Annotated in this window: 22 protein-coding genes and 1 tRNA gene; 14 read left to right on the top strand and 9 right to left on the bottom strand. The window is 72.3% G+C overall.

Annotated elements, in window-relative coordinates; all coding sequences use genetic code 11:
* The first annotated feature begins 60 nt into the window (after positions 1-60).
* Positions 61-1332: an MFS transporter gene (locus ACSQ11_RS08850; protein WP_436004769.1), complete on the top strand. Its 1272-nt coding sequence runs from the start codon at positions 61-63 to the stop codon at positions 1330-1332.
* On the opposite strand, the gene ACSQ11_RS08855 is transcribed toward ACSQ11_RS08850, so the two are convergent.
* The gene (locus ACSQ11_RS08855; protein WP_436004770.1) at positions 1319-2140 is read right to left on the bottom strand and encodes an enoyl-CoA hydratase/isomerase family protein; all 822 of its coding nucleotides are present in this window, start codon (positions 2138-2140) and stop codon (positions 1319-1321) included. The genes ACSQ11_RS08850 and ACSQ11_RS08855 overlap by 14 nt on opposite strands.
* Positions 2141-2251: 111 nt before the next feature.
* On the opposite strand from ACSQ11_RS08855, the gene ACSQ11_RS08860 reads away from it, so the two are divergent.
* Positions 2252-6001 carry an AAA domain-containing protein gene (locus ACSQ11_RS08860; RefSeq protein ID WP_436004771.1) on the top strand — a complete coding sequence of 1250 codons (3750 nt, stop codon included), beginning with the start codon at positions 2252-2254 and terminating at the stop codon, positions 5999-6001.
* Positions 5998-6273, top strand: coding sequence for a hypothetical protein (locus ACSQ11_RS08865; protein WP_436004772.1), 276 nt, complete (start codon positions 5998-6000; stop codon positions 6271-6273). Before ACSQ11_RS08860 ends, ACSQ11_RS08865 begins: the two co-directional genes overlap by 4 nt.
* Before the next feature lie 70 nt (positions 6274-6343).
* Here the strand turns inward: ACSQ11_RS08865 and mscL are convergent, their stop codons facing one another.
* Complete coding sequence (gene mscL, locus ACSQ11_RS08870; protein ID WP_436004773.1) at positions 6344-6712, bottom strand: large conductance mechanosensitive channel protein MscL; 369 nt, start codon at positions 6710-6712, stop codon at positions 6344-6346.
* Between the two features lie 129 nt (positions 6713-6841).
* Entirely contained in the window at positions 6842-7525 is a 684-nt protein-coding gene (locus ACSQ11_RS08875) for an SAF domain-containing protein (RefSeq protein WP_436004774.1), read from the bottom strand.
* Positions 7526-7658: 133 nt separating this feature from the next.
* Between ACSQ11_RS08875 and ACSQ11_RS08880 the strand changes: the two genes are divergently transcribed.
* Positions 7659-9401 carry a DEAD/DEAH box helicase gene (locus tag ACSQ11_RS08880; protein ID WP_436004775.1) on the top strand — a complete coding sequence of 581 codons (1743 nt, stop codon included), beginning with the start codon at positions 7659-7661 and terminating at the stop codon, positions 9399-9401.
* Positions 9402-9429: 28 nt separating this feature from the next.
* Here the strand turns inward: ACSQ11_RS08880 and ACSQ11_RS08885 are convergent, their stop codons facing one another.
* Both ACSQ11_RS08885 and ACSQ11_RS08890 read right to left on the bottom strand, forming a co-directional pair.
* Entirely contained in the window at positions 9430-9756 is a 327-nt protein-coding gene (locus ACSQ11_RS08885) for an FmdB family zinc ribbon protein (RefSeq protein WP_436004776.1), read from the bottom strand.
* 176 nt (positions 9757-9932) lie between these two features.
* The gene (locus ACSQ11_RS08890) at positions 9933-11528 is read right to left on the bottom strand and encodes a potassium/proton antiporter (protein ID WP_436004777.1); all 1596 of its coding nucleotides are present in this window, start codon (positions 11526-11528) and stop codon (positions 9933-9935) included.
* A gap of 46 nt (positions 11529-11574) precedes the next feature.
* Here ACSQ11_RS08890 and ACSQ11_RS08895 point away from each other — a divergent pair, with 46 nt between their 5' ends.
* Positions 11575-14232: a penicillin acylase family protein gene (locus tag ACSQ11_RS08895; protein ID WP_436004778.1), complete on the top strand. Its 2658-nt coding sequence runs from the start codon at positions 11575-11577 to the stop codon at positions 14230-14232.
* Positions 14233-14250: 18 nt separating this feature from the next.
* On the opposite strand, the gene ACSQ11_RS08900 is transcribed toward ACSQ11_RS08895, so the two are convergent.
* On the bottom strand, positions 14251-14820 hold the full coding sequence (locus ACSQ11_RS08900) for a 5-formyltetrahydrofolate cyclo-ligase (RefSeq protein ID WP_436004779.1): 570 nt from the start codon (positions 14818-14820) through the stop codon (positions 14251-14253).
* A gap of 63 nt (positions 14821-14883) precedes the next feature.
* Here ACSQ11_RS08900 and ACSQ11_RS08905 point away from each other — a divergent pair, with 63 nt between their 5' ends.
* Genes ACSQ11_RS08905 through ACSQ11_RS08930 form a run of 6 tightly spaced genes read left to right on the top strand, consistent with a single transcriptional unit; the run spans position 14884 to position 20310 of the window.
* Positions 14884-16269: a UTP--glucose-1-phosphate uridylyltransferase gene (locus ACSQ11_RS08905; RefSeq protein WP_436004780.1), complete on the top strand. Its 1386-nt coding sequence runs from the start codon at positions 14884-14886 to the stop codon at positions 16267-16269.
* On the top strand, positions 16266-17471 hold the full coding sequence (locus tag ACSQ11_RS08910; RefSeq protein ID WP_436004781.1) for a molybdopterin molybdotransferase MoeA: 1206 nt from the start codon (positions 16266-16268) through the stop codon (positions 17469-17471). The genes ACSQ11_RS08905 and ACSQ11_RS08910 overlap by 4 nt, the downstream gene beginning before the upstream one ends.
* A gap of 55 nt (positions 17472-17526) precedes the next feature.
* Entirely contained in the window at positions 17527-18063 is a 537-nt protein-coding gene (moaC, locus tag ACSQ11_RS08915) for a cyclic pyranopterin monophosphate synthase MoaC (protein ID WP_436006737.1), read from the top strand.
* Positions 18060-18548, top strand: a complete 489-nt coding sequence (locus ACSQ11_RS08920) for a MogA/MoaB family molybdenum cofactor biosynthesis protein (RefSeq protein WP_436004782.1) — start codon at positions 18060-18062, stop codon at positions 18546-18548. The genes moaC and ACSQ11_RS08920 overlap by 4 nt, the downstream gene beginning before the upstream one ends.
* Complete coding sequence (locus ACSQ11_RS08925) at positions 18548-19213, top strand: GNAT family N-acetyltransferase (RefSeq protein ID WP_436004783.1); 666 nt, start codon at positions 18548-18550, stop codon at positions 19211-19213. The genes ACSQ11_RS08920 and ACSQ11_RS08925 overlap by 1 nt, the downstream gene beginning before the upstream one ends.
* Positions 19214-19239: 26 nt before the next feature.
* A complete protein-coding gene (locus tag ACSQ11_RS08930) occupies positions 19240-20310 on the top strand; it encodes a hypothetical protein (RefSeq protein ID WP_436004784.1) in 1071 nt (356 codons plus the stop codon).
* Positions 20311-20376: 66 nt separating this feature from the next.
* Here the strand turns inward: ACSQ11_RS08930 and ACSQ11_RS08935 are convergent, their stop codons facing one another.
* Positions 20377-21591 carry an AI-2E family transporter gene (locus tag ACSQ11_RS08935; RefSeq protein ID WP_436004785.1) on the bottom strand — a complete coding sequence of 405 codons (1215 nt, stop codon included), beginning with the start codon at positions 21589-21591 and terminating at the stop codon, positions 20377-20379.
* 72 nt (positions 21592-21663) lie between these two features.
* Between ACSQ11_RS08935 and ACSQ11_RS08940 the strand changes: the two genes are divergently transcribed.
* The 3 genes from ACSQ11_RS08940 (at position 21664) to ACSQ11_RS08950 (ending at position 23137) form a co-directional block, all read left to right on the top strand.
* Positions 21664-21736: transfer RNA gene (locus ACSQ11_RS08940), tRNA-Ala, on the top strand.
* Positions 21737-21988: 252 nt separating this feature from the next.
* Complete coding sequence (locus ACSQ11_RS08945) at positions 21989-22171, top strand: hypothetical protein (protein ID WP_436004786.1); 183 nt, start codon at positions 21989-21991, stop codon at positions 22169-22171.
* Positions 22172-22306: 135 nt separating this feature from the next.
* Positions 22307-23137: an SDR family NAD(P)-dependent oxidoreductase gene (locus ACSQ11_RS08950; protein WP_436004787.1), complete on the top strand. Its 831-nt coding sequence runs from the start codon at positions 22307-22309 to the stop codon at positions 23135-23137.
* Here the strand turns inward: ACSQ11_RS08950 and ACSQ11_RS08955 are convergent.
* Both ACSQ11_RS08955 and ACSQ11_RS08960 read right to left on the bottom strand, forming a co-directional pair.
* Positions 23134-23442, bottom strand: coding sequence for a hypothetical protein (locus tag ACSQ11_RS08955; protein WP_436004788.1), 309 nt, complete (start codon positions 23440-23442; stop codon positions 23134-23136). The genes ACSQ11_RS08950 and ACSQ11_RS08955 overlap by 4 nt on opposite strands.
* 33 nt (positions 23443-23475) lie before the next feature.
* On the bottom strand, positions 23476-23619 hold the full coding sequence (locus ACSQ11_RS08960; RefSeq protein ID WP_186827891.1) for a hypothetical protein: 144 nt from the start codon (positions 23617-23619) through the stop codon (positions 23476-23478).
* Between the last annotated feature and the right edge of the window lie 117 nt (positions 23620-23736).

A 23736-nucleotide genomic window follows, 5' to 3' on the forward strand; every position in this document is an offset into this window, starting at 1 on the left:
CTAGTTGACCGCCGACCGGGCGCCGTACCCGTGTCGCGGGCGGACGGCATACTTCGGCGGGTGACCGCAGCCGACGCACCGCAGACGCACGACGACCCCGTCCAGCAGCGGACCGTCGCGACGCTGTCGATGTCCCAGGTGCTCGGCGGCGTCTCGCTCGCGAGCGGGGTGGCGGTCGGCGCGCTGCTCGCCGAGCAGGTGTCGGGGTCACCGACGTATGCCGGTCTCGGCTCGACCTTCCAGGTGCTCGGCTCGGCGCTCATCGCCATCCCGATGGCCCGGCTCAGCGCGGCGCGCGGGCGTCGGCCCGGGCTGGCGCTCGGCTACGTCCTGTCGTTCGTCGGGGCGCTGGGGCTCATCGTCTCGGGCATCGTCGGCAGCTTCGCGCTGCTGCTCGTCGCGAGCCTGCTCTTCGGCGGCTCGACCGCCTCGAACAACCAGGCCAGGTATGCCGCGGCCGACCTCGCGAACCCGGCCCACCGTGGGCGCGACCTCAGCCTCGTCGTGTGGGCCACGACGATCGGCAGCGTGCTCGGACCCAACCTCGTGGGCCCGAGCGAGCCGGTGTCACGCCTGCTGGGGATCCCGCGGCTCACCGGGCCGTTCGTCTTCTCGCTCGTCGGGCTGACCTTGGCCGTCCTCGTCCTGTTCCTCAGGCTGCGGCCGGACCCGCTCGTCGAGGCCCGGCGCCGCGTGGCCGACCTCGACCCGCACGCCGCCGGCCCCACGCACGGCTCGATCGGCCGCGGTCTGCGGGTCATCGCGGCCCGGCCGCAGGCGCTGCTCGGCGTCATCACCCTCGCCCTCGGCCACGTGACGATGGTGAGCGTCATGGTCATGACGCCGCTGCACATGCGTCACGGCCATGCCGACCTCACGATCATCGGGTTCGTCATCAGCATGCACATCCTCGGGATGTTCGCCTTCTCGCCGCTCACGGGCATGGCCGTCGACCGGCTGGGCGGGCGCACCGTGGCGATGGTGGGGTCGGGCATCCTCGTCGTCGCGACGCTGCTCGCGTCCACGGCGCCGATGGGGCACTCGAACCGGCTGCTCGCCGGGCTGTTCCTGCTCGGGCTGGGCTGGTCGTGCACGCTCGTCTCCGGCTCCACCCTGCTCACGAGCGCCGTGCCGACGACCGAGCGGCCCGGCGCGCAGGGGGCGAGCGACCTCGTCATGGGGCTCGCGGCCGGCATCGGCGGCGCGCTCGCGGGGGTCGTCGTCGACCGCGCCAGCTTCCACGCCCTCGCGCTCGGTGCCCTCGTCGTCGCCGTGGCGATCGGGGTGGCGGCGCTCGTCCTGCGGGAGCGCGAGCCGGTCAGCGTCCGCTGAGGCCCGGCCAGTTCGGGGTGCGCTTCTCGGCGAACGCCGCGACACCCTCCGCACGGTCCGCGCTGAACGCCGTCGCGTGCCAGCGGGCGTCCTCGAGGTCGAGGCCCTGCGCGAGGGTGACGTCCATGCCGCCGCGCATGGCTGCCTTGGCGTTGCGCACACCCACGGGGGAGTGTGCGGCGATGACGGCGGCGAGCTCGAGCGCCGTGGCGCGGGGGTCGTCGACGACCCGGTCGACGAACCCGAGTGCGAGCGCCTCGTCGCCCCCGACCCGTCGGGCCGTGAAGATGAGGTCGGCAGCCCGCGACCAGCCGACCCGGCGCGTGAGCAGCTGGGTGCCCCCGCCGCCCGGGATGACGCCGACCGAGACCTCGGGCAGCGCGAAGGTCGACTTCGACGAGGCGACGACGAGGTCGCAGGACAGGGCGATCTCGCAGCCGCCGCCCAGCGCGTAGCCGTCGACCGCGGCGATCGCGGGCACCGGCAGGTCGAGGATCCCTCGGTATGCCGTCCGGTTGCCGGGCCGCTGCGCGCGCAGCTCGTCGTCGGTCAGGGCGTTGCGCTCCTTGAGGTCGGCGCCGACGCAGAAGGCCTTGGGGTGCGACGAGGACACGACGACGGCCCGGGCGGAGTCGTCCGAGGCGACCGACTGGGCAGCGTCGGTGAGCGCCTTGGCCATCGCCGTCGACACCGCGTTCATCGCCTCGGGCCGGTCGAGGACGAGCTCGACGACGCCGGAGTCGTGGCGCACCACCCGCACGAGGTCGGACGGGGAGGAGTCGGTCTGCGGCGCTGCATCCTGGGACATGACGCCATCCTCGCCGATCCCGTGGGCCCGCCGTCAGGTGGCCACGAACGGAGGGTCTCGCCACGAGTGGCGGCACACGGCATACGGGCGGGTCGTTGTTAGCCTGCTGAGGTGAGCGAAACCGGACCGCAGTCAGAGATCGACTCGCGGACCGAGCGGGTCCGCCACGCCGTCGCGGGCTGGACCAGGCACCTCGTGGACCTCGGTGGGCGCAACACGCTCCTGTGGTACCGCGATCTCCCGTCGGGGACCCTCGACCTCACCACGGCGCACCCCGGCGGGGTGGCGATGCTGCTCGCCGGCCGGCCCACCCGGCTGAGCGACCTGGTCCGCGAGCCGGCGGCGTTCGACGAGGCCCGGCGCCGGGCCCGGACCATCGCCGGCAAGGCGCGCGAGCTGCGCGAGGAGCGCGGGATCGACACCGGCTTCGTCGCGGTCGGGATGGCCACGTGGAGCCTCGGCCGCGCTGGCGCCGCCGCTGCCCGGCAGCCCGCGGCGCCCGTCCTGCTGCGCTCCTGCACCCTGCGTCCGACGACCCCGCAGCACGACGACTACGAGCTCGACCTCGGCGACGAGATCGAGCTCAACCCGGTGCTCGAGCACTACCTCGCGTCCGAGCAGGGGATCACGCTCGACTCCGAGCGCCTCGAGGGCCTGGCGCACACGCCCAACGGCTTCGACCCCTACCCCGCGTACGCCGCGCTGACCGAGGCCTGTGCGTCGGTGCCGGAGTTCGAGGTGGCGCCGCGGATCGTGCTCGGCACCTTCTCGTACGCCAAGCTGCCGATGGTCGCCGACCTCGCCGCCCACGGTGACGCGCTCGCGGACCATGACGTCATCGCGGCCATCGCGGGCGACCCCACGGCGCTGCGCTCGGTCCGGCACGAGCTGCCCTCGAGGGAGCCCGACGTCGTGCCCGACCCCGCGGGCGGCCTGCTCATCCTCGACGCGGACTCCTCGCAGCAGGAGGCCATCGAGGCCGCTCGCTCGGGTGCCCACCTCGTCATCCACGGTCCGCCCGGCACCGGCAAGTCGCAGACCATCGCCAACCTCGTCGCAGCCCTGGCGGCCGACGGCAAGCGGGTCCTCTTCGTCGCCGAGAAGCGGGCGGCGATCGACGCCGTCGTCGGCCGGCTCGACCGGGTGGGGCTCGGCGACCTCGTGCTCGACCTGCACGACGGGGCCCGCGGTCGCCGTCGCATCGCCGGCGAGCTGGCGGCCGCGCTGCCGGGGCGTGCCCCGCGACCGGCCGACCCGCCGAGCCGCGACGTCGACCGGCTCCGGGCCGCTGCCGCGACCCTGCGCGAGCACCGCGACGCCATGCACGACCCGCGCCACCCGTGGGGCGTCTCGGTGCACGACGTGCAGGAGGCGATCAGCGGGCTGGGTCTGGGGGACCGTCCCCCGCACTCGCGGGTCCGCATCCGGGGCGAGGCCCTCCAGTCACTGCCGCGCGAGCGCTACGAGGTGCTCACCCGCGAGCTGACCCGGGTCGCGTCCCTCGGCGCCTGGCGCACCGACCGTGGCGTCGACCCGTGGTTCGGAGCGACCGTGCGCACCCCCGAGGACGCCGTACGGGCGCGCGAGCTCGTCGAGCGCTGGTCGGGGTCAGCCGTTCCTGACGTGGGCCGGACCCTCGTCGACGTCTTCTCCGGGCTGCGGCTGCCGGACTCGACGACCGTGCGCGACTGGGGACGCATCCTCGACACCGTCGCCGAGGTGCGCGACACGCTCGAGACCTTCCGTCCGGAGATCTTCGACGTGCCGCTGGGTGAGTTCGTCGCCGCGACCGGGACGCCGGAGTACCGCGCGTCGGTCGGCGCGGACCTCGGCTGGTGGGAGCGGCGGGGGCTGCGGCGTCAGGTGCGTCGCTACGTCCGCCCGGGTCGCCCGCCCGCAGACCTGCACGCCGCCCTGCTCGCCGCGAACCAGCAGCGCAGCGCGTGGAAGGAGATGGCGGGGGCCGGTGGCCGCCCGGAGATGCCGGCCGACCTCGACCGCGCCATGGAGTCGTATGCCGGCCTGGCCGCCGACCTCGCGTGGCTCGACGAGCGGGTGCCCCGCACCGAGGAGTCGGTCCCGCTGCTCGACGTCCCGCGCGAGGAGCTCGCGGAGCGGCTGCAGTCTCTCGCTGACGCCCCCGAGCGCCTTGCCGTGGTGCCCTCGATCATCGGACCGGTCGAGTCGATGCGTGCAGCCGGGCTCGGCGCGCTGCTCGACGACCTCGCTGCACGGCGCGTCGAGGCCGACGACGTGCCCGCCGAGGCGGACTTCGTCTGGTGGAGCTCGGTGCTCGACGACATCGCCCTGCGCGACCCGCGGATCGGCGCCCACGACGGCGAGGACCTCCGCCGCACGGTCGGCGAGTTCGCCGGTGCGGACCGGGAAGTGCTGCGGCAGAACGCCTCCCGGGTGCGGGCGTCGGTGCGCGCCAACGTCGACCGGGTGCTCGCCGACTCGCCCGAGCTCGAGAGCATCGTCCGCGCAGAGGGCGCGAAGTCGCGTCGGCACCGGCCCCTGCGTGACCTGCTCCCGGTCGCGGGCGAGCTCCTCACTGCCGTCCGCCCGTGCTGGGTGATGAGCCCACTCGTCGTCGCCTCGGTCCTGCCACCGGGAGTGACCTTCGACGTCGTCGTGTTCGACGAGGCCTCGCAGATCCCGCCGGCCGAGGCGGTGTCGGCGATCTCGCGGGCCCGTCAGGTCGTGCTCGCCGGTGACGCGAAGCAGCTGCCGCCCACGTCGTTCTTCACCACGGTGAGCGACGCGGGCGAGGCCGCGCCCGACGACTCGCTCAGCGAGGGTGTGGAGTCGATCCTCGACGTCCTCGCGGCCACCCTCCCCAGCCGCCACCTGTCCTGGCACTACCGGTCGCAGGACGAGCGGCTCATCTCCTTCGCCAACGAGCACGTCTACGACGGCTCGCTCGTCACCTTCCCCGGCACCGGGTCCGCGCCGGTGCTCCGTCACGAGCTCGTCGACGGTGTCGGTGTCATGGCCGAGGGCGCCGCGAGCGTGGAGACGACGCAGGCCGAGGTCGAGCGCGTCGTGGACCTCGTCCTCGAGCACGCCCGCAGCCGGCCGGGCGAGAGCCTCGGCGTCATCGCGCTCGGGCTGGCCCACACCCAACGGATCGACGACGCCGTCCGGCGAGCGCTCCAGGGCCTCGACCCGCAGACGGCGGCCTTCTTCACCGAGGACGTCCACGAACGGTTCTTCATCAAGAACCTCGAACGCGTCCAGGGCGACGAGCGCGACGCCATCATCCTGTCCGTCGGCTACGGCAAGACCCCGCACGGCCGGGTCCTGCACCGCTTCGGACCGCTCAACGTCGAGGGCGGGGAGCGCCGCCTCAACGTCGCGATCACCCGGGCCAAGCGCAGGATGACGGTGGTCTCCTCGATCGGCGCGGACGAGCTCGACCCCAACCGGCTCAAGGCACGTGGCGCCCAGATGCTGCGCGACTTCCTCGCCCACGCCGCCTCCTCCACGGCGGCCGCCGCGACGGGCGAGCCGGCCGAGGTGGCGCCGAGCGCCCCGGTCGAGTCGGTCGTCATGGCCGAGTTCGCCCGGCGGCTGCGGGCCGGTGGCCTCGTCGTGCACGAGCGCTACGGCTCGTCCGTGGACCCTATCGACCTCGCCGTGGAGGACCCCCAGCGTCGCGGTCGACTGCTCGTCGCGGTCGAGTCCGACGGACCGGAGTATGCCGCGATGCCCAGCGCCCGCGACCGCGACCGGCTGCGTGCCGAGCACCTCTCTCGCCTCGGGTGGAAGCACGTGCGGGTGTGGACCCGGGACGCGTTCCGCGACCCGGCGCGCGACGTCGCCCGGATCCAGGCCCTGGCCGAGCGCGGGGGATCGTGACCCGGCGCAGTCGTCGCGCGTCCAGCGCCCCGCAGCGGGTCGGCTCGGACGAGGGGCTCACGTCGAGCCGCCCGGCGCTCGAGGTGTCGGATCAGGAGTCCGAGAAGGAGACGCCGAGACAGGCCGAGGCGGGCTCGAAGGTGGGCGGACGGCATACGCCGCGCAGGGCCGAGCAGACCAAGGACGACACGGACGAGGGCTGGGGCGAGCCCGGGGACGACGACGCGTCGGCCCGGTGGCTGCGGGAGAACCGTCCACCGCACTGGTCCTGACGACGCGCGACGGGGCGGCGGCCGGCAGGTGCCGACTGCCGCCCCGTGGCGGCGGTGTGGTGCTGCCCGATCAGAGCCCGGGACGCGCGCGCAGGCTGTCGCGGATCTCCTTGAGGAGCTCGGTGTTGGGGTCGACCGTCTCGGCCTCCGGCTCGTCCGGGAACAGACGCGCCTTGGCGGCCTCGTAGGGCTTGACGACGAAGAAGTAGACGACGGCCGCGAGGATGAGGAACGCCACGAGCGCCGTGATGAAGGCGCCGATCGGCAGGTCCGCCGGCTTCCACGCGCTGAAGTCGGGCTGGTCGCCGGCCTTGCCGACGATGCCCATGATGACGTCGACCATGGCCTCGACGACCTTGCCGAACGCTCCTGCGATGACGAAGGCCACGGCGAGCTCGACGAGGTTGCCCCGCATCACGAAGTCCTTGAAACCCTGCATGGGTCCGGTCCTTTCACTTGGAGTGGCACGTGCTCGGCGGACGCCGCCGAAGCGTGGACCACGCTACAAGTTGGGTCCGCCGGCCAAGGTGAACAGCATCGGGCCTTTTGCGATGCGTGACCGAGGATCTCAGGCCGTCACCACGGCGAGCACCGTCGGCGCCCCGCCGTCAGGTCGCTGACCAGCGAAGATGCGCTCGAGATCGGCCGGTTCGAGGGCCACGACGAGCCCCCGCCGCCCGTCGTCGGCCCCGGGCAACGATCCGGTGAAGGAGGCCTTTCCGGGCGTGTCGACGCCCAGGACGAGGACGTCCCGGGCCACGGCGGCCCCGCCGGTGTCGGGATACACGGTCACCCGGCGACCGGCGGACACGAGGTCGAGGGCGTGCGCGTCGGCGACGAGGAGGTGGGCGGCGACGGTCCCCGGTGGGGCACCGTCCACGGACGACCGAGGCACGAGACGGGTGGTCGTGACGACCTCCCCGGCCTCCATGCGCGAGGTGAGTCGGCGACCTACGAGCAGTCCGACGCCATCGACCGGGACCGCCGCCACCGGAGCGTCCTCACCCGTGATCTCGGCCGCCTGAAGGTCACGGGCGCTGAGCACGGTGCCGCCGTCCAGCCCCCGCGACGCGACCACCACGGACGTCGTCGCCGGTGGGGGAGGGCGCACCAGCCCCACGAGCAGCAGCGCCGCGGCCGCCGCGCACAGCCCGGCGAGGGCCCGGCGCAGGGTCCGGCGTCGCCAGCGGGCCCGTCGGGACGGGCCGAGGACCCGGGGACGGCGCAGGACGGGCAGACGCAGGTGAGGCATGCCCCGACGCTAGGAAGGACACGACGGGCAGGACAGGCGCGAGAGGCACGGTTGTGGACGAATGGCCACGCGTTGACGGCCTGTGGACGAGTGGGAGTCGCCGCCAGAGGCCTCGCGGCACTACGGTCGAGCAGTGAGCGACGACGACCCGGGCACCGAGACCACCGACCAGCCGACCTTCGCCGACCTCGGCCTCGACGAGCGGGTCGTCAAGGCGCTCCGGGACATCGGCTACGAGACCCCCTCGCCGATCCAGGCGGCGACCATCCCCGCGCTGCTCGAGGGTCGTCACGTCGTCGGTCTGGCGCAGACGGGCACGGGCAAGACGGCGGCGTTCGCCCTGCCGATCCTCAGCCGCCTCGACCTCAAGCAGAAGACGCCGCAGGCGCTCGTCCTCGCCCCCACGCGCGAGCTCGCCCTCCAGGTCTGCGAGGCCTTCGAGAGGTACGCCTCCAAGATGCCCGGCGTCCACGTCCTCCCCGTCTACGGCGGGCAGGGCTACGGCGTCCAGCTCAGCGCCCTGCGCCGCGGTGTCCACATCGTCGTCGGCACGCCCGGCCGGATCATGGACCACCTCGAGAAGGGCACGCTCGACCTGTCGGAGCTGCGTTTCCTCGTCCTCGACGAGGCCGACGAGATGCTCAAGATGGGCTTCGCCGAGGACGTCGAGACGATCCTCGCCGACACCCCGGACGACAAGCACGTCGCGCTCTTCTCGGCGACGATGCCCTCCCAGATCCGCCGGATCTCGAAGAAGTACCTCACCGACGCCCTCGAGATCACCGTCGAGCGCAAGACGACGACGGCGCCCAACATCACCCAGCGCTACCTCTTCTGCTCGTACCCGCAGAAGATCGACGCCCTGACCCGCATCCTCGAGGTCGAGAACTTCGAGGGGATGATCGTCTTCGTCCGCACCAAGAACGAGACCGAGATGCTCGCCGAGAAGCTCCGGGCCCGTGGCTTCTCCGCTGCCGCCATCAACGGCGACGTCGCCCAGGCCCAGCGCGAGCGCACCGTGGCCCAGCTCAAGGCGGCCAAGCTCGACATCCTCGTCGCGACCGACGTCGCCGCCCGTGGCCTCGACGTCGAGCGGATCAGCCACGTCGTCAACTACGACATCCCCACCGACACCGAGTCCTACGTCCACCGCATCGGCCGCACCGGGCGCGCCGGCCGCACCGGCGACGCGATCTCCTTCGTCACGCCACGGGAGAAGTACCTCCTCAAGGCGATCGAGAAGGCCACCAAGACGACGCTCACCGAGATGCAGCTGCCGTCGGTCGAGGACATCAACGCCACCCGTCTCAACCGCTTCGACGACCGGATCACGATGGCCCTGCAGTCCAGCGACCTCGACGCCTTCCGCGACGTCATCGCGCACTACGTCCGCAACCACGACGTGCCCGAGGCCGACGTCGCCGCGGCCCTCGCCATCGTCCTGCGTGGCGACGAGCCGATGCTGCTCGACCCCGAGCCGGTGCGCCCACCCCGCCGCGAACGCGACTCCGCGCGCGATCGTGACGACCGGGGGCCGCGCCGCGACCGTGACGACCGGGGCGGACGCGAGCCGAAGCGGGGACCGTCGGGTCCGATGACGACCTACCGCATCGCGGTCGGGCGGCGACAGCACGTCGAGCCGCGCCAGATCGTCGGCGCGCTCGCCAACGAGGGCGGGCTCGGTCGCCAGGACTTCGGCCGGATCGACATCCGGGCCGACCACTCGCTCGTCGAGCTGCCGGTGACACTGCCGGCGGGGGCGTGGGAGAAGCTGCGCGGCACCCGGATCTCGGGTCAGCTCATCGAGCTGCGCGAGGACCGCGGGCGTCCGGGGCGCCCGGACAGGAAGCCGCACCGCAAGGGCCCGCGGGCTTGAGCGCGGCCGCCGTCCCGCCCGGGAGAGCTCAGGCCGAGGCGGCGGACGAGGTCGTCGTCGAGGACGTGCTCGACGACGGGCTCGAGGTCGAGCCGGAGGTCGAGGTCGACGACGAGGAGCTGCTCGAACCCGACGACGTGTCGGACGACGTGCTCGCCGGCGTCGAGCTGCTCGACGACGACCGCGAGTCGGTCCGGTAGAACCCGGAGCCCTTGAAGACGACGCCGACCGAGTTGAAGACCTTGCGCAGGGACCCGCCGCACTCGGGGCAGACCGTGAGCGAGTCGTCGCTGAAGGACTGGACCGCCTCGAAGTGGTGGTCGCAGTCGCGGCACGCGTAGGCGTACGTGGGCACGGGTTCCTCCTGGCCAATGCGGGTGAGCAGGGTCAAGGATACGGAACGCGCGGACATGCTCCGGTATGCCGGCCGCCCCAGGCGCGCTCCCGGCATACCTTCCGCTCTTGCGTCCGCAGAAGTGGTCGTGTTCCCGACCACGGTCGCGGACGCTGCCGTGTGCCGGAGCGCCGGGGTCAGTCGGCGGTCGACCACCCGGCGAGGCGCCCCTGGCGGCTGACGTCGCGCAGCCGCTTCTCGACGACGGACCGGACGGCGGCGGGGGTGACGACGAGCAGCTGGTCGCCGCGCCGCAGCGGCGTCGTCTCCTTGGGGACGAACGACGCGCCCTCGCGCACGACGAGGGCGACGTTGGCCCCGGGCGGCAGCCGGAGCTCGTAGACCTGCACCCCGGCGAGCCGAGAGCGCGGACCGACCGTCACCTCGAGCAGGTGTGCCCCGATGTCGTCGAACGGCGTCGCCTCGAGGGCGAGGTCGTAGGTGTGGTGCGCGCGGTCGAGCCCGAGGCGGTGCGCCACCCACGGCAGGGTCGGCGCCTGGACGAGGGTGAACATGATGACGAGGACGAAGACGAGCTCGAAGATGCCGTCGACCCCTTCCGCCCCGGCCGTGACCGGCACGGTGGCGAGGACGACGGGGACGGCGCCGCGCAGCCCGGCCCACGCCAGGAACCCTTGGGTGCGCCAGCCGATCCCGAACGGTGTGCACGACACGAGCACCGACAGCGGCCGGGCCAGCAGCAGCAGCACGAGCCCGAGGACGAGCGCGGGGACGACCTGCTGAGGGAAACCGGCTGGGTCGGCCAGCAGGCCGAGCATGACGAAGAGCCCGATCTGCGCGAGCCACCCGAGCGCGGTCGCGAACCCCGAGACCGCGGCCCGGTGCGGCAGCCCGGTGTTGCCGAGGACGAGCGAGGCGAGGTAGCAGGCGATGAACCCCGAGGCGTGCACGACGTCGGCGGCGGCGTAGGCGAGCACCGACACCGCAACGACCCCGATGGCGAACAGTGCCGAGGATCCACCGGCGACGCGCGCCATCAGCCGGCCCCCGACCCAGCCCACGGCGAGCCCCACGACGCTGCCGACGACGAGCTCGAGGGTGATGAGCACGGCGAGAGACCACCACGAGTCGGCCCCCGTGCCCGCGGCCGACCCCGTGGCCAGCGCCGTGACGATGATGACGACGGGGGCGTCGTTGAAGCCCGACTCGGCCTCGAGCATCCCGCTGATGTGGCGGGGGAGTGGCACCTTGCGCAGCACCGCGAAGACCGCGGCGGCGTCGGTGGAGGCGAGGATGGCACCGATGATGAGGGCCGTGGTCCACGGCATCTGCAGCACGAGGTGCGCGGCCAGGGCGACGACGAGGATCGAGACGAGGGCGCCGACGGTCGCCAGGGCCGCGGCGGGCGCGAGCGAGCCACGGATCGTGTCCCACTTCGTCGTCACGCCGCCCTCGGTGAGGATGAGGACGAGGGCGGCGTAGCCGAGGACCTGGGTGAGCTCCTCGTCGGAGAAGTCGATGCCGAGCCCGCGGTTGCCGAGGACCAGCCCGATGCCGAGATAGATGAGCAGCGAGGGCAGGCCCGACCGCGTCGACAGCTTGACGGCGGCGATCGCGACGATGAGGACCGCGGCGCCGATGAGCAGCGCGATCGACAGCGCGTGGAGGTTGTCGGGCTCCGCGGTGACGACCGCCGTGGCCGCGGTGACCACGCTGTCGACGGGGGCGCCGGACGACATGCCGCTGCCCGGCATACCCGACGTCGTGATCACGGCCCGTCCTTGCAGGTGATGAGGATGACTGTCCTAGTCTCGCAGGGTGAGTCCTCTCCGCGTCGCGCGTCGCGCTGCCCTGGTCATCGGCGGCATCCTCGTCGTCGCTGCCCTCGTCCTCTCCGTCGTCGGCGTGTCCCTGGTGCGACGGTCCTTCCCCCAGACCGAGGGCGAGATCACGGTCCCTGGGCTCGCGGCCAAGGTCGACGTGCTCCGCGACGAGCGCGGCATCCCGCAGATCTACGGCGACAGCCTCACCGACATCGCCAAGGCGCAGGGCTTCGTCCACGCCCAGGACCGGTTCTTCGAGATGGACCTGCGCCGCCACGTGACGTCCGGCCGACTGTCCGAGCTCGTCGGCGAGGCCGGCCTCGAGACCGACAAGGTCGTCCGCACGATGGGCTGGCGACGCGTCGCCGAGGAGGAGCTCCCGACGCTCGACCCGCAGACCCGCACGACGCTCCAGGCGTACGCGGACGGCGTCAACGCCTACCTGCGTGGTCGCTCGCCGTCGCAGGCATCGCTCGAGTACGTCGTCCTCGGCACCAAGGTCGACAACTACCAGATCGAGAAGTGGACGCCGGCCGACTCCATCGCGTGGCTCAAGGCGATGGCGTGGGACCTGCGCGGCGACTACTCCAACGAGCTCGCCCGCGCCCGCCTCTCCACACGCGTGACCGGCGCCCAGATCGCCGACCTCTTCCCGCCCTACGACGTCGCCAACACCCCGATCCTCGCGCCCGACCAGTGGGCGCCCCGCTCGACGCCCGGCCAGGTCTCCTCGAGCATCCCCGCAGCCCTGAGGTCGTCAGCGACGCGGGCCTCGGCCCGCGAGGTCGCGGACGCGATCGGCAGCGCCTCCGCGCAGGACGCGTATGCCGCGGTGGGCCGCGCGCTCGCAGCCGTCCCCGCGCTCATGGGCCGCGGCGAGGGCATCGGCTCGAACTCGTGGGTCGTCGGGCCGCAGAAGTCGGCGACCGGCAAGCCGCTGCTCGCCAACGACCCGCACCTCGCGCCGGGAATCCCGGGCATCTGGTACCAGGTCGGGCTGCACTGCCGCGAGAAGTCCGAGCAGTGCCCGCTCGACGTCGCCGGGTTCTCGTTCTCCGGGGTGCCGGGCGTCGTCATCGGCCACAACGACAAGATCGCGTGGGGCTTCACCAACCTCGACCCCGACGTGAGCGACTTCTACCTCGAGAAGATCGACGGCAACCGGGTGCAGCGCGGCGCGACGTTCGAGCCGCTCCAGACCCGTCGTGAGGTCATCAAGGTCGCCGGCCAGCCCGACGAGACGATCACGGTGCGGTCGACCCGTCACGGCCCGATCATGTCCGACGTGCTCCCGGCGCTCGACGACGCCGGCGAACGCTCACCGGTGCCGCCCGTCGAGGGCCAGGCGACGGCGGGCCAGCAGGACTTCGCGGTCTCGATGGCCTGGACCGGGCTGCAGCCGGCCAAGACCGCCGACGCGATCTTTGCGCTCAACGTCGCGCAGGACTTCACCGAGTTCCGCCAGGCCGCCAAGCTCTTCGCGGTCCCCGCGCAGAACCTCATCTACGCCGACGTCGACGGCCACATCGGCTACCAGGCGCCGGGCCAGGTGCCGGTGCGGGTCTCGGCCTTCAAGGGTGCGCCGCCCGGCTACTGGCCGGCGCCGGGCTGGGACGAGACCTACGACTGGCAGGGGTTCGTGCCGTTCGACTCCATGCCGTACGCGCTCGACCCCGACGAGGGCTTCATCGTCACCGCCAACCAGGCCGTGACGGCGAGCCAGACACCCTTCCTCACGACCGAGTGGGACTACGGCTACCGCTCGCAGCGCATCCGTGAGCGCATCGAGTCCGCGACCGAGAACGGCGGGACGCTGACGGCGGCGAAGATGGCGTCGATCCAGATGGACTCGCGCAACCAGTTCGCGCCGACCCTCGTCAAGGCGCTGCTGGCGGTGCCGCTGGCCGGACCCGGTGACTCCGAGGACCAGGTCGCCTTCACCCGCGAGGCGCAGGACCTCCTGCGCGACTGGGACTACACGACCCCCGCCGACGGCTCGCGAGCCGGCGCGGCTGCGGCCTACTACAACGCCGTCTGGGCCAACCTGCTCCGCCTCCTCTTCGACGACGAGGTGCCCGAGGGGCTCGAGGCCGACGGCAACAGCCGGCACATGGCCGCCGTGACCCGCCTGCTCCAGAACCCCAAGAGCCCTTGGTGGGACAACCGCCAGACGCCGGGCATCACCGAGAGCCGCGACGAGATCCTGCGCCAGGCCCAGGTCGAGGCCCGCCTCGAGCTCACCCGCAAGATCGGCAAGGACCCCGACGACTGGCGCTGGGGCAAGCTGCACACCCTCGACCTCACCCACCAGGTCATGGGCGGCGACGGTGTGCCCGGCATCGTCCGGAGCATCTTCAACCGCGGCGGCTACGAGATGCCCGGCGGCTCCTCGATCGTCAACGCCAACGGCTGGCGCGCCAACCTCGGCTACGAGACGAGCTGGGCGCCGTCGATGCGGATGGTGGTCGACCTCGACTCGTTCGACCGGTCCACGTGGATCAACCAGACCGGCGCCAGCGGCCACGCCTTCAACGGCCACTACGACGACCAGACCGAGGACTGGGTCGAGGGCCGTCAGCACCCGTGGGCGTTCACCGAGAAGGCGGTCCGCGAGGCCACTGACGAAGAGCTCACGCTCGTCCCCGGCAGCTGACCGGGCAGCTGACCGGGGTCAGAGCCAGGTGGTCCCGTCAACGGTGAGCACGCCGTCGACGGGCAGGTCGTGCCCGTCACGGGGCAGCGGCGCCTCACGGGCATCCCTCAGCTCGCCCGGGTGGAGAACGACGACGACGCGTGCACCCGTGCCCCGACGCAGCAGCGCCCGGTCGTAGCTCCCGCCTCCGCGCCCCAGCCGCGTGCCGGCGGTGTCGGCCGCGAGCCCCGGCGCCAGGACGAGACCGGCGGCCGAGACGGAGTCGGGACCGAGCGGCATACGGCGTTCGTCTGCCGCGTCGCACCAGTCGAGGTCGTTGTCGGGCAACGTGACAGGGACGAGCACCCGTATGCCGTGCGTCGCGAGCGCGCTGATCGTCGCGGCCGTGGGTGGCTCGGTCCGCAGCGCCTCGTAGGCGGCGACCGTGTCGCCGCCTACGAGCCGGAGCTCGTAGACGAGGGCGCGGACCCGCTCCGCGAGGGCGGAGTCGTCGGCGTCGCGGTCGCGGGCCGCGACAATCTCGCGCCGGGCCGCCAGCAGCACCGGCCGCAGTGCCGCCTTGTCGTCGTCCACGGGTGCTGCTGCCATCGCACCAGTGTCGCCGGGGGATCGCACAGCGTCTGCACGGCTCGCTCACCTAGTGTTGCCGACATGGGCGACGACGGGCTTCGACAGGCCACTGACCTGATGCGTGAGCGAGGGGTGGACGAGCGCGCGATCGGCGCCTTCACCCGCTTCTACGGCCTGCTCGAGGCCGAGGCGACCGGCTACATCACCGAGGACTCCATCGAGCCGCTCGGCGCGGTGCAGTCGCTGGCCGACCTCGAGGTCGACGAGGACGAGCTGCCGGGGGTGCTTGCCGCGTCGGCGGTGCTCAAGCTCAACGGCGGGCTCGGCACGTCGATGGGGATCTCCGGTCCCAAGACGGCGCTGCCGGTGCGTGACGGCCTGAGCTTCCTCGACATCATCGCCAGGCAGGTGCTCGCGATCCGGGAGAAGTACGACGTCGAGCTCCCCGTCGTCTTCATGGACTCGTTCCGCACCCAGGACGAGACGCTCGAGCTGCTCGCGAAGCACCCTGGGCTCGAGGTCGAGGGCCTGCCCCTGTCGTTCCTCCAGAGCGCCGAGCCCAAGCTGCGCGCCGACGACCTCACCCCGGTCTCGTGGCCCGATGACCCCGAGCTCGAGTGGTGCCCGCCCGGGCACGGCGACGTCTACATCGCGCTCCAGTCCAGTGGTCTGCTCGACACGTTGCGGGACAGGGGCATCCGCTACCTCTTCCTCTCCAACGGCGACAACCTCGGTGCGACGTTCGACCCTCGCATCCCGGCGTGGATGGCCCGCGACGGCGTCCCCTACGTCGCCGAGGTGTGCGAGCGCACCCGCAACGACCGCAAGGGCGGCCACCTCGCGCGGCGCCGTGACGACGGCCGGATCGTGCTGCGCGACTCCGCGCAGGTCGCGCCGGGCGAGGAGGAGTACTTCGCCGACAACGAGCGCCACGAGTACTTCCACGTCAACAACCTCTGGGTCGACCTCGACGTCCTCGCCGACCAGCTCGCGCAGCGGGCCGGCGTCCTCGAGCTGCCGATCATCGTCAACAGGAAGACCGTCGACCCGACCCGCAAGGACTCGACCCCGGTCATCCAGATCGAGTCCTCGATGGGCACCGCGGTCGAGGTGTTCGAGGGGTCGCAAGCGCTCTTCGTGCCGCGCGACCGCTTCCGTCCCGTCAAGACGACGAACGAGCTGCTCCTCGTGCGCTCCGACCTCTACGAGCTCGACGACGAGAGCCGTGTCGTCTCCCTCATCGACCACGAGGAGCCGTTCATCGACCTGTCGAGCGACTTCACGTTCATCCAGGACTTCGACGCCCACTTCCCGCACGGCGTCCCCGCGATCCGCGAGGCGCACTCGCTCGTCGTCGACGGCGACGTGACCTTCGGCCGCGACGTCACGTGCGTCGGTGACGTCACCGTGCGTGCGGACTCGCCGCGGACCATCGAGGACGGCGCGCGGCTCGAGGGGGAGGTGTGAGGACGGTCGAGGAGCACCGGGCGGCGCTCGTCGGCCTCGTCTCCGCGCTGCCGCCCGTGATCGTGGGGCTGTCCGAGTCGCTCGGCCGGGTGCTCGCGGCCGACGTGGTCGCCGCAGTGGACCTCCCCGGTTTCGACAACAGCGCCATGGACGGGTATGCCGTCCGCTCGGCCGACGTCGCCGGCGCCAGTGCGGCGTCGCCGGTCGTCCTCGACGTGGACGGAGACATCGCGGCGGGGGACACCCGCCGCCACGAGCTGCGTCCCGGCGCGACGATGCGCATCATGACGGGCGCGCCGATGCCCATGGGTGCCGACGCGGTCGTACCGGTCGAGGAGAGCGACGGCGGCGTGCAGCGGGTGACCCTGATGCTGGCGGCCGAGTCGGGGCGGCACCTGCGCCGTCGTGGTGAGGACGTCCGAGCCGGAGACGTGGTGCTGCGAGCCGGCGTCCGGGTGAAACCCGGCAGGCTGGCCCTCATCGCGGCGGCCAACGTGCCCGAGGTGTCTGTGGCCGCGCGGCCCCGGGTGTCGGTCGTCTCCACCGGTGACGAGCTGGTGCTCGCGGGCTCCTCGCTCGACCACGGCCAGATCGTCGACTCCAACCGGCCCATGCTCATGGCGCTCGTCGAGGCGGCGGGTGCCGAGCTCGTCGGGTTCGGCCACGTCGGCGACGACGGGGAGGCGCTGGCCTCGATGCTCGAGCTCGGTCGGGGCGAGCCCGACCTCGTGCTCACGACCGGAGGCGTGTCGATGGGCGCCTACGACACCGTCAAGGAGGTCCTGTCCCGCACCGGCACGGTCGAGTTCACCAAGGTGGCGATGCGTCCCGGGATGCCGCAGGGCGCCGGGCTCGTCGGACCACGGCGGACGCCGATCATCACGCTCCCGGGCAACCCGGTGAGCTCCTTCGTCTCGTTCCACGTGTTCGTCGTGCCCGTGCTCCGGGCCCTGGCTGGGCTCGACCCCGAGCTCGCGATGACCGAAGCCGTTGCGGCGCAGGGATGGTCGTCCGTGCCCGGCAAGGTCGAGTTCACCCGCGTCGTGCTCGGGGGTGGTCGGGTGCGGCCCTCGGGCGGTCAGGGCTCGCACATGCTCGGCGCCCTGGCCGAGGCCACCCACCTGGCCCTGGTCGACGCAGCGACCACGAGGGTGAGCGAGGGTGACGTGGTCCACCTCCTCCCGCTCGTGGGTGAGAATTGACCTCGTGGCCACCGATGACCCGGGCTCGACCCGACAACCTCTCGCTCCACCCGAGATGCCGACTCGGGTCGAGGCCAGCATTATCGGGTCACCCAATAATGCTGACGCGGGGAAGCCGGGGGGGACGGGTCTGACCCATGTCCGGGCCGACGGCACGGCGCACATGGTCGACGTCTCGGCCAAGGCCGTCACCGCCCGCGAGGCGAGTGCCCGCGGACGGGTGCTGCTCTCTCACGCCGCGGTCGCGGCCCTGAGGGACGGGACCGTCCCCAAGGGTGACGCGCTCGCGGTCGCGCGGCTGGCCGGCATACAGGCGGTCAAGCGCACTCCGGAGCTCGTCCCGCTCGCGCACCCGGTCGCGGTCCACGCGGCCGCGGTCGACCTCGAGGTCGCCGACGACGGCGTCGACATCTCCGCCACGGTGCGCACCGCCGACCGCACGGGCATCGAGATGGAGGCGCTCACTGCGGTGGCCGTCGCCGCGCTCGCCCTCATCGACATGGTCAAGGCCGTCGACAAGCACGCCCGCATCACCGACGTCAGGGTCACCGCGAAGTCCGGCGGGCGCTCCGGCGACTGGACCGAGCAGTGAGCTCGGACCTTCGGGGGCGCCGGGCCGTCGTCGTCACCGCCTCGACCCGGGCGGCCCACGGCGTCTACCCGGACAAGGGCGGCGCGCTCATCGTCGAGACCCTGCGTGGCTGGGGTGCCGACGTCGACGACGCCACCGTCGTCCCGGACGCCGAGATCGCGTCGGCGCTCACCGCCGCGCTCGTAGCTGCGCCCGACCTCGTCCTCACGACCGGGGGCACCGGCATCAGCCCCACCGACGCGACGCCCGAGGCGACCGCGCCGCTGATCGAGCGCGAGGTCCCCGGCATCGCCGAGGCGATCCGGGCCGCCGGTGTCGCAACCGGGGTGCCGACGGCGATGCTCTCCCGCGGCCTCGCCGGGGTCGCCGGTCGCACGCTCGTCGTCAACCTGCCCGGCTCGACCGGCGGTGTGCGCGACGCCCTCGCCGTCCTCGAACCCGTGCTCGCCCACGCGCTGAGCCAGCTCGCCGGTGGTGACCACTGATGCGGTGGGGTCGCCAGCGCGAGGAGTGGTCGGTCGTCCTCACGGGCACGACCCCGACCGGCTACCCGATCCTCCTGCGACCGTTGCGCCCCGAGGACGCCGACGACTACGTGTCGGTGCGGGCGCGCAACAAGCACTGGCTCTCGCCGTGGGACGCGACCTCACCGGTCCGCGTCTCGGGTTCGCGCACCTTCGACGACGTCGTGGCGTTCTACCAGGAGGAGGCACTCGCCGGGCGGATGCTGCCGTTCGTCATCGAGGTCGGGGGTGAGCTCGTCGGGCAGGTCAACGTGAGCAACATCGTGCTCGGCTCCTTTCGCTCCTGCACGGTCGGCTACTGGGTGGCCCAGGCCGTGGCCGGACGCGGGATCGTGCCGACCGCGCTGGCGCTCGCGGCCGACCACGCGTTCGGTGTGCTCGGCCTGCACCGGGTCGAGGTCAACATCCGCCCCGAGAACGTCGCCAGCCTCGCCGTCGTGCGCAAGCTCGGCTTCCGCGACGAGGGCCTGCGACCCCGGATGCTCCACATCGACGGCGACTGGCGCGACCACCGGTCGTTCGCCCTGACGACGGAGGACCTCGACGGCGCAACGGTCATGGCCCGTCTGACCCACTCGTCACAGCAGTCACTTGGGCGACACACCGTCGAGGGTCCGACTGCCTGACCTCCCGCACGCATAACGTCGGGTTCGTGCAGCCGAGCAGCCTCATCTTCCTGGTCATCATCGGGATCTGGGCTGCCTATTTCGTCCAGTACTGGGTCCGTCGCCGCGAGCACCTCGCCACGATCCGGTCGGTCGACGCCTTCTCCGAGACGATGCGCGTCCTCCAGCTGCGCGCCCCTCTCCCGAGCGTCGACGGTGGCAGCCAGGCCCCCCGCACGTATGCCGTGAGCCCCGCCCGCGCGATGCGTCCCCAGGTGACGGTCAAGCGGGCCGAGGCCTCGACGATGCTGCGCGAGGACGTCTCGCCGACCTCGGCCTCGGCGCCGACGGCCCCGATGCCGGAGCGTCGCCGTCCCATCTCCACCCGTGAGGTCGAGCCGGAGGTCGCCACGATGCGACCGAGCCGCGCCACGCGAGGGATCGTCCTCGTCGTCGGTCTGCTCGGCACCGTCGTCTTCGGCCTCCTCGCCGCTCTCGGTGTCCTCGTCGTCTGGTCGCCGCTGGTGCCCCTCGCCATGGCCGCCGCCGGCTTCGCGTGGCTGCGCGCCGGCGTCCGGGCCGAGATCGAGGCGCGCCACGACGCCCGCCGCGAGGCGCAGCGGATGGCCCGCCGGTCCACCTCGAGCCGCCGAACCGTCGACGCAGTCGCTGCACCGATGGCGCGGACCGTCGTGTCCGAGCCGGTCATGACGCACGAGCTCGACGCCGAATCCGAGGTCGACACCGAGTCCGAGATCACCCAGCCCGGGGTCGCCGAGCGGTCCTCCAGTGCGGTCCCGTTCGACGTCTCCGCGCAGGCCGAGACCGTCGAGGCAGCTGCCGCCCAGGCCGCCGTCGAGGCCCAGCCGGTCGTCGAGCGGCCCGCCGCCCAGCAGCCGGTCGCCGAGCGAGCGGTCGAGCACGAGGTGGCCCTGCCCGAGGTCGACGAGGACGACATCCCGTTGACCTGGGACCCCCGCCCGGTGCCGCGCCCGACCTACACCATGAAGGCCAAGGCTCCCGAGCGTCCGGCGATGGCCCCGCAGGCCGAGGTGGAGCGCGAGGACGAGCACACGGCATACGACGACGTTCCGCAGCGTCGGATCAGCGGTCTCTGACCGCAGGCCCCGCACGCGACGACGCCGGCCCCGAGAATCTCGGGGCCGGCGTCGTGTCGCGATGGGCTACTTCTCCTCGTCGGCCTCCTCGACCTCCTCCTCGAGGTCCTCGGGCACCTCGCGTGAGTCGAGGAGGTGGTGCCCCACCGCGTTGAGAACCGCGACGAGCGGGACGGCGATGAGGGCGCCGATGATGCCGGCGACGACGACACCCGCGGCGATGCCGAGGATGACGGCGAGCGGGTGCACGCGCACGGCGCGGCCGAGGAGGAACGGCTGCAGCACGTGCGACTCGAGCTGCTGCACGGCGATGACGCCACCGAGCATGATGAGCGCCTTGACCGGTCCGAGGGCGACGAGGGCGAGCAGCACCGGTACCGCGCCGGAGATCGCGGCACCGATGACGGGGACGAACGCACCGAAGAAGACGAGGACCGCGACACCCGAGGCGAAGGGCACCCCGAGCACGGCGGCGACGATGCCGATGCCGAGGGCGTCGACGGCGGCGACCGCGATCGTCGCACGGGTGAACGCCGACAGCTGGCCCCAGGCGATGACGCCGGAGGAGTGGACGCGGTCGCGCGAGGTGCGCGGGAAGAGCCGGACGACCCAGGCCCAGATGCGCTCGCCGTCGTAGAGGAAGAAGAACAGCGCGAACATCGCGATGAAGAAGCCGGCGACAAGGTGCGTGAAGGTGAGGCCGGCCTGGGCCGCGGTCTCGCCGAGGTTGCCGTTGCCCGAGCTCACCTGCTCGCGCGCCCGGTCGATCCACTCGTCGACCTGGGTGTCGGTGATCCCGAACGAGTTGCGGAACCACGTGCGGACCTCGTCGATGCCCTGCCCGACCTGGTCGCTGATGTCACTGAACTGCGAGGTGAACTGCGACCCGACGAAGCTCAGCGCACCGATGGTGAAGGCGAGCGTGCCGACGACGGTGAGACCGGCGGCGGCGCCGCGCGGCAGCACCCGGGAAAGGGAGCGCACGAGCGGGTAGAGCAGGGCGGCGAGGAGCAGGGCGACGATGAGCGGCACCGTCACCTCGGAGAGGTAGGCGAACAGCCACAGCGCACCGAACAGCGCGGTCGCGACGACGATGAGCCGCCACGACCACTCGCTCGCCGTGCGGACCCCCATCGGCACCTGCCACGCCGCCGGCTGGTGGGTGGGGTCGGTGTCCTGGTTCTCGGTCGTGGGGGTTGTCGTGGGTGCTGGTGCCCCGAGTCGGGGAAGGTCCGCGGGGTCGGCCGAACCGGCCCTGCTGGACGGCATACGAAGTCGCATGGGTGTGAGCGTATGCCGCGCCGATCCCGGTTTCGTGCGTGGCGCTTCCCGGTGTTATCGTGACTGCGCTCTGGGGCTGTAGCGCAGTTGGTAGCGCGTCTCGTTCGCAATGAGAAGGTCCGGGGTTCGATTCCCCGCAGCTCCACCGGTGACAGAAGGGCCGAGTCCTCGCGACTCGGCCCTTCTGCCGTTCCCGGGTCCTTGGGCGGTGTGCCCGTGGGTCTCGCGCGACGGGAACCGACTAGTGCTTGGCTGCACCGGGCTGGGTGGGTCGGGCCGATCTCAAGATGGCCCGTGCGGGATTGGCCCTCGCGCGGCGCCCCGTGTCACGGTGAAGGGCATGATCCACCTTCCACCTCGACGGTCCACGTCCCAGAACAGGCGCGTCATCTCACGCGTGGAGGCCGCTGTCCTGTGGCTGGCCTTCGGCTACGGGGTCATCGGCGCGGTGCTGTCGATCTATGTGGCGGACGTGCACGGGCGGCAGTCGATGCTGCGTGTGGGAGCGGCCTTGGTGCTGCTTGCGGGGGTGTCGGCGGCCGGACTGTTCCGGCTGCAGGAGGTCCCGACGCGGCGCTGACCAACGCAGCGGCTCCTCCCCTGGGAGCCGAGTGATGTGCCGTGAGAAGGTGAAGGCGCGATTTCCCTGACGCTCCATCCCTTCTCGAGGGCCGAGTCTCATCAGACTCGGCCCTCTGTCGTCCCCCGAGAGGACATGCACGTGGACCCGAGGACCATCGTCATCACCGGAGCCAGCGACGGCATCGGTGCCGCGGCCGCGCGAGAGCTCACCGCGCGGGGCCACCGCGTCGTGCTCGTCGGGCGCTCCCCGGAGAAGACCCGGGCCCTCGCGGCCGAGCTGGGGGCGCCGTTCCACCTCGCCGACTACGCCGAGCTCGACCAGGTGCGCCGACTCGCGGCCGAGCTCGCGGCGGCATACCCACGGATCGACGTCCTGGCCAACAACGCCGGCGGCATCATGGGCGACCGGACGATCACCGTCGACGGGTACGAGAAGACGTTCCAGGTCAACCACCTCGCCGGGTTCCTGCTCACCACCCTGCTCCTGCCGACGCTCGTCGCGAGCGATGCCACGGTCATCCAGACGTCGTCGCGCGCGGCCCGCGCCTTCGGGAGGTTCGACATCGAGGACCTGCAGAACGAGAAGGCGTACTCGCCCCACGTGGCCTACGGCAACGGCAAGCTCGCCAACATCCTCTTCACCCGCGAGCTCGACCGTCGCTACGCCGACGAGGGCATCTCGACGGCGGCCTTCCACCCCGGGATCGTGGGTAGCAACTTCGCCAGCGACACCACCCACCCGATGCGCTTCGTCTACCACACACCGCTCATCAAGAACCTGTTCACGACGTCGTCGAGCAAGGGCGCGGAGCAGCTCGTGTGGCTGGCGGAGGGGCAGCCGGGCACGACCTGGGAGCGCGGCGAGTACTACGAGAAGCAGAAGGTCGTGGCCTCCAGCGCGCACGCCCGGGACGACGGGCTGGCCCGGCGGCTGTGGGACGAGTCCGAGCAGATGGTCGCCTAGGCGGTCTCGGTCGCGGGGTTCGCGCCGGCTGAGGGGTCCGAGCGGTTCGCACGGGCCCACGCGACGATCTCGTCTGGCCGGTTCATCGCGGTGCCGTCGTCGAGGACGAGCACCGGCACGAAGAACGAGCCGGTGAGTGCGTGCACCTCGCGGCGCACCCGGCGCTGGAGGAACCGGGGCAGGTGCTCCTGACCCCTGGCCTTGACGACCTCGGGGCGATGGCCCGCGTCGATGAGTGCCTGGTGTGCCTTGTGGCAGTCGTGGTGGTCGTTGCCACCCGTGCCCCAGCAGATGTAAAGCCTCATGGCGCCTCCTGACGCTCGCTGTCTCCGGCGGGCCTACAGGTCGAGCATCCTCGGCCGGTCGGAGTCGGCACGCACGAGGTAGCCGCAGCGCCGGCACTCACGCATGTCGAGACCCTCGCGACGGAACCGGCGCCACCGGTGCCCGCGCACCCGGCATACGAGGTCCTTGGCCCTCATGCCGGTCAGTCTCCACCCTGGCCCGACCACCGTCCATGGCCTACTGGGTCGGTGCCGGCTATGGCGAGCTGCCGAGGGCACCTCGCAGGCATCGACGCGGCTGGCGCGGTCGCGAGG

It is taken from the genome of Knoellia sp. LjRoot47 (genome assembly GCF_964253435.1).
Lineage (GTDB): Bacteria > Actinomycetota > Actinomycetes > Actinomycetales > Dermatophilaceae > Knoellia.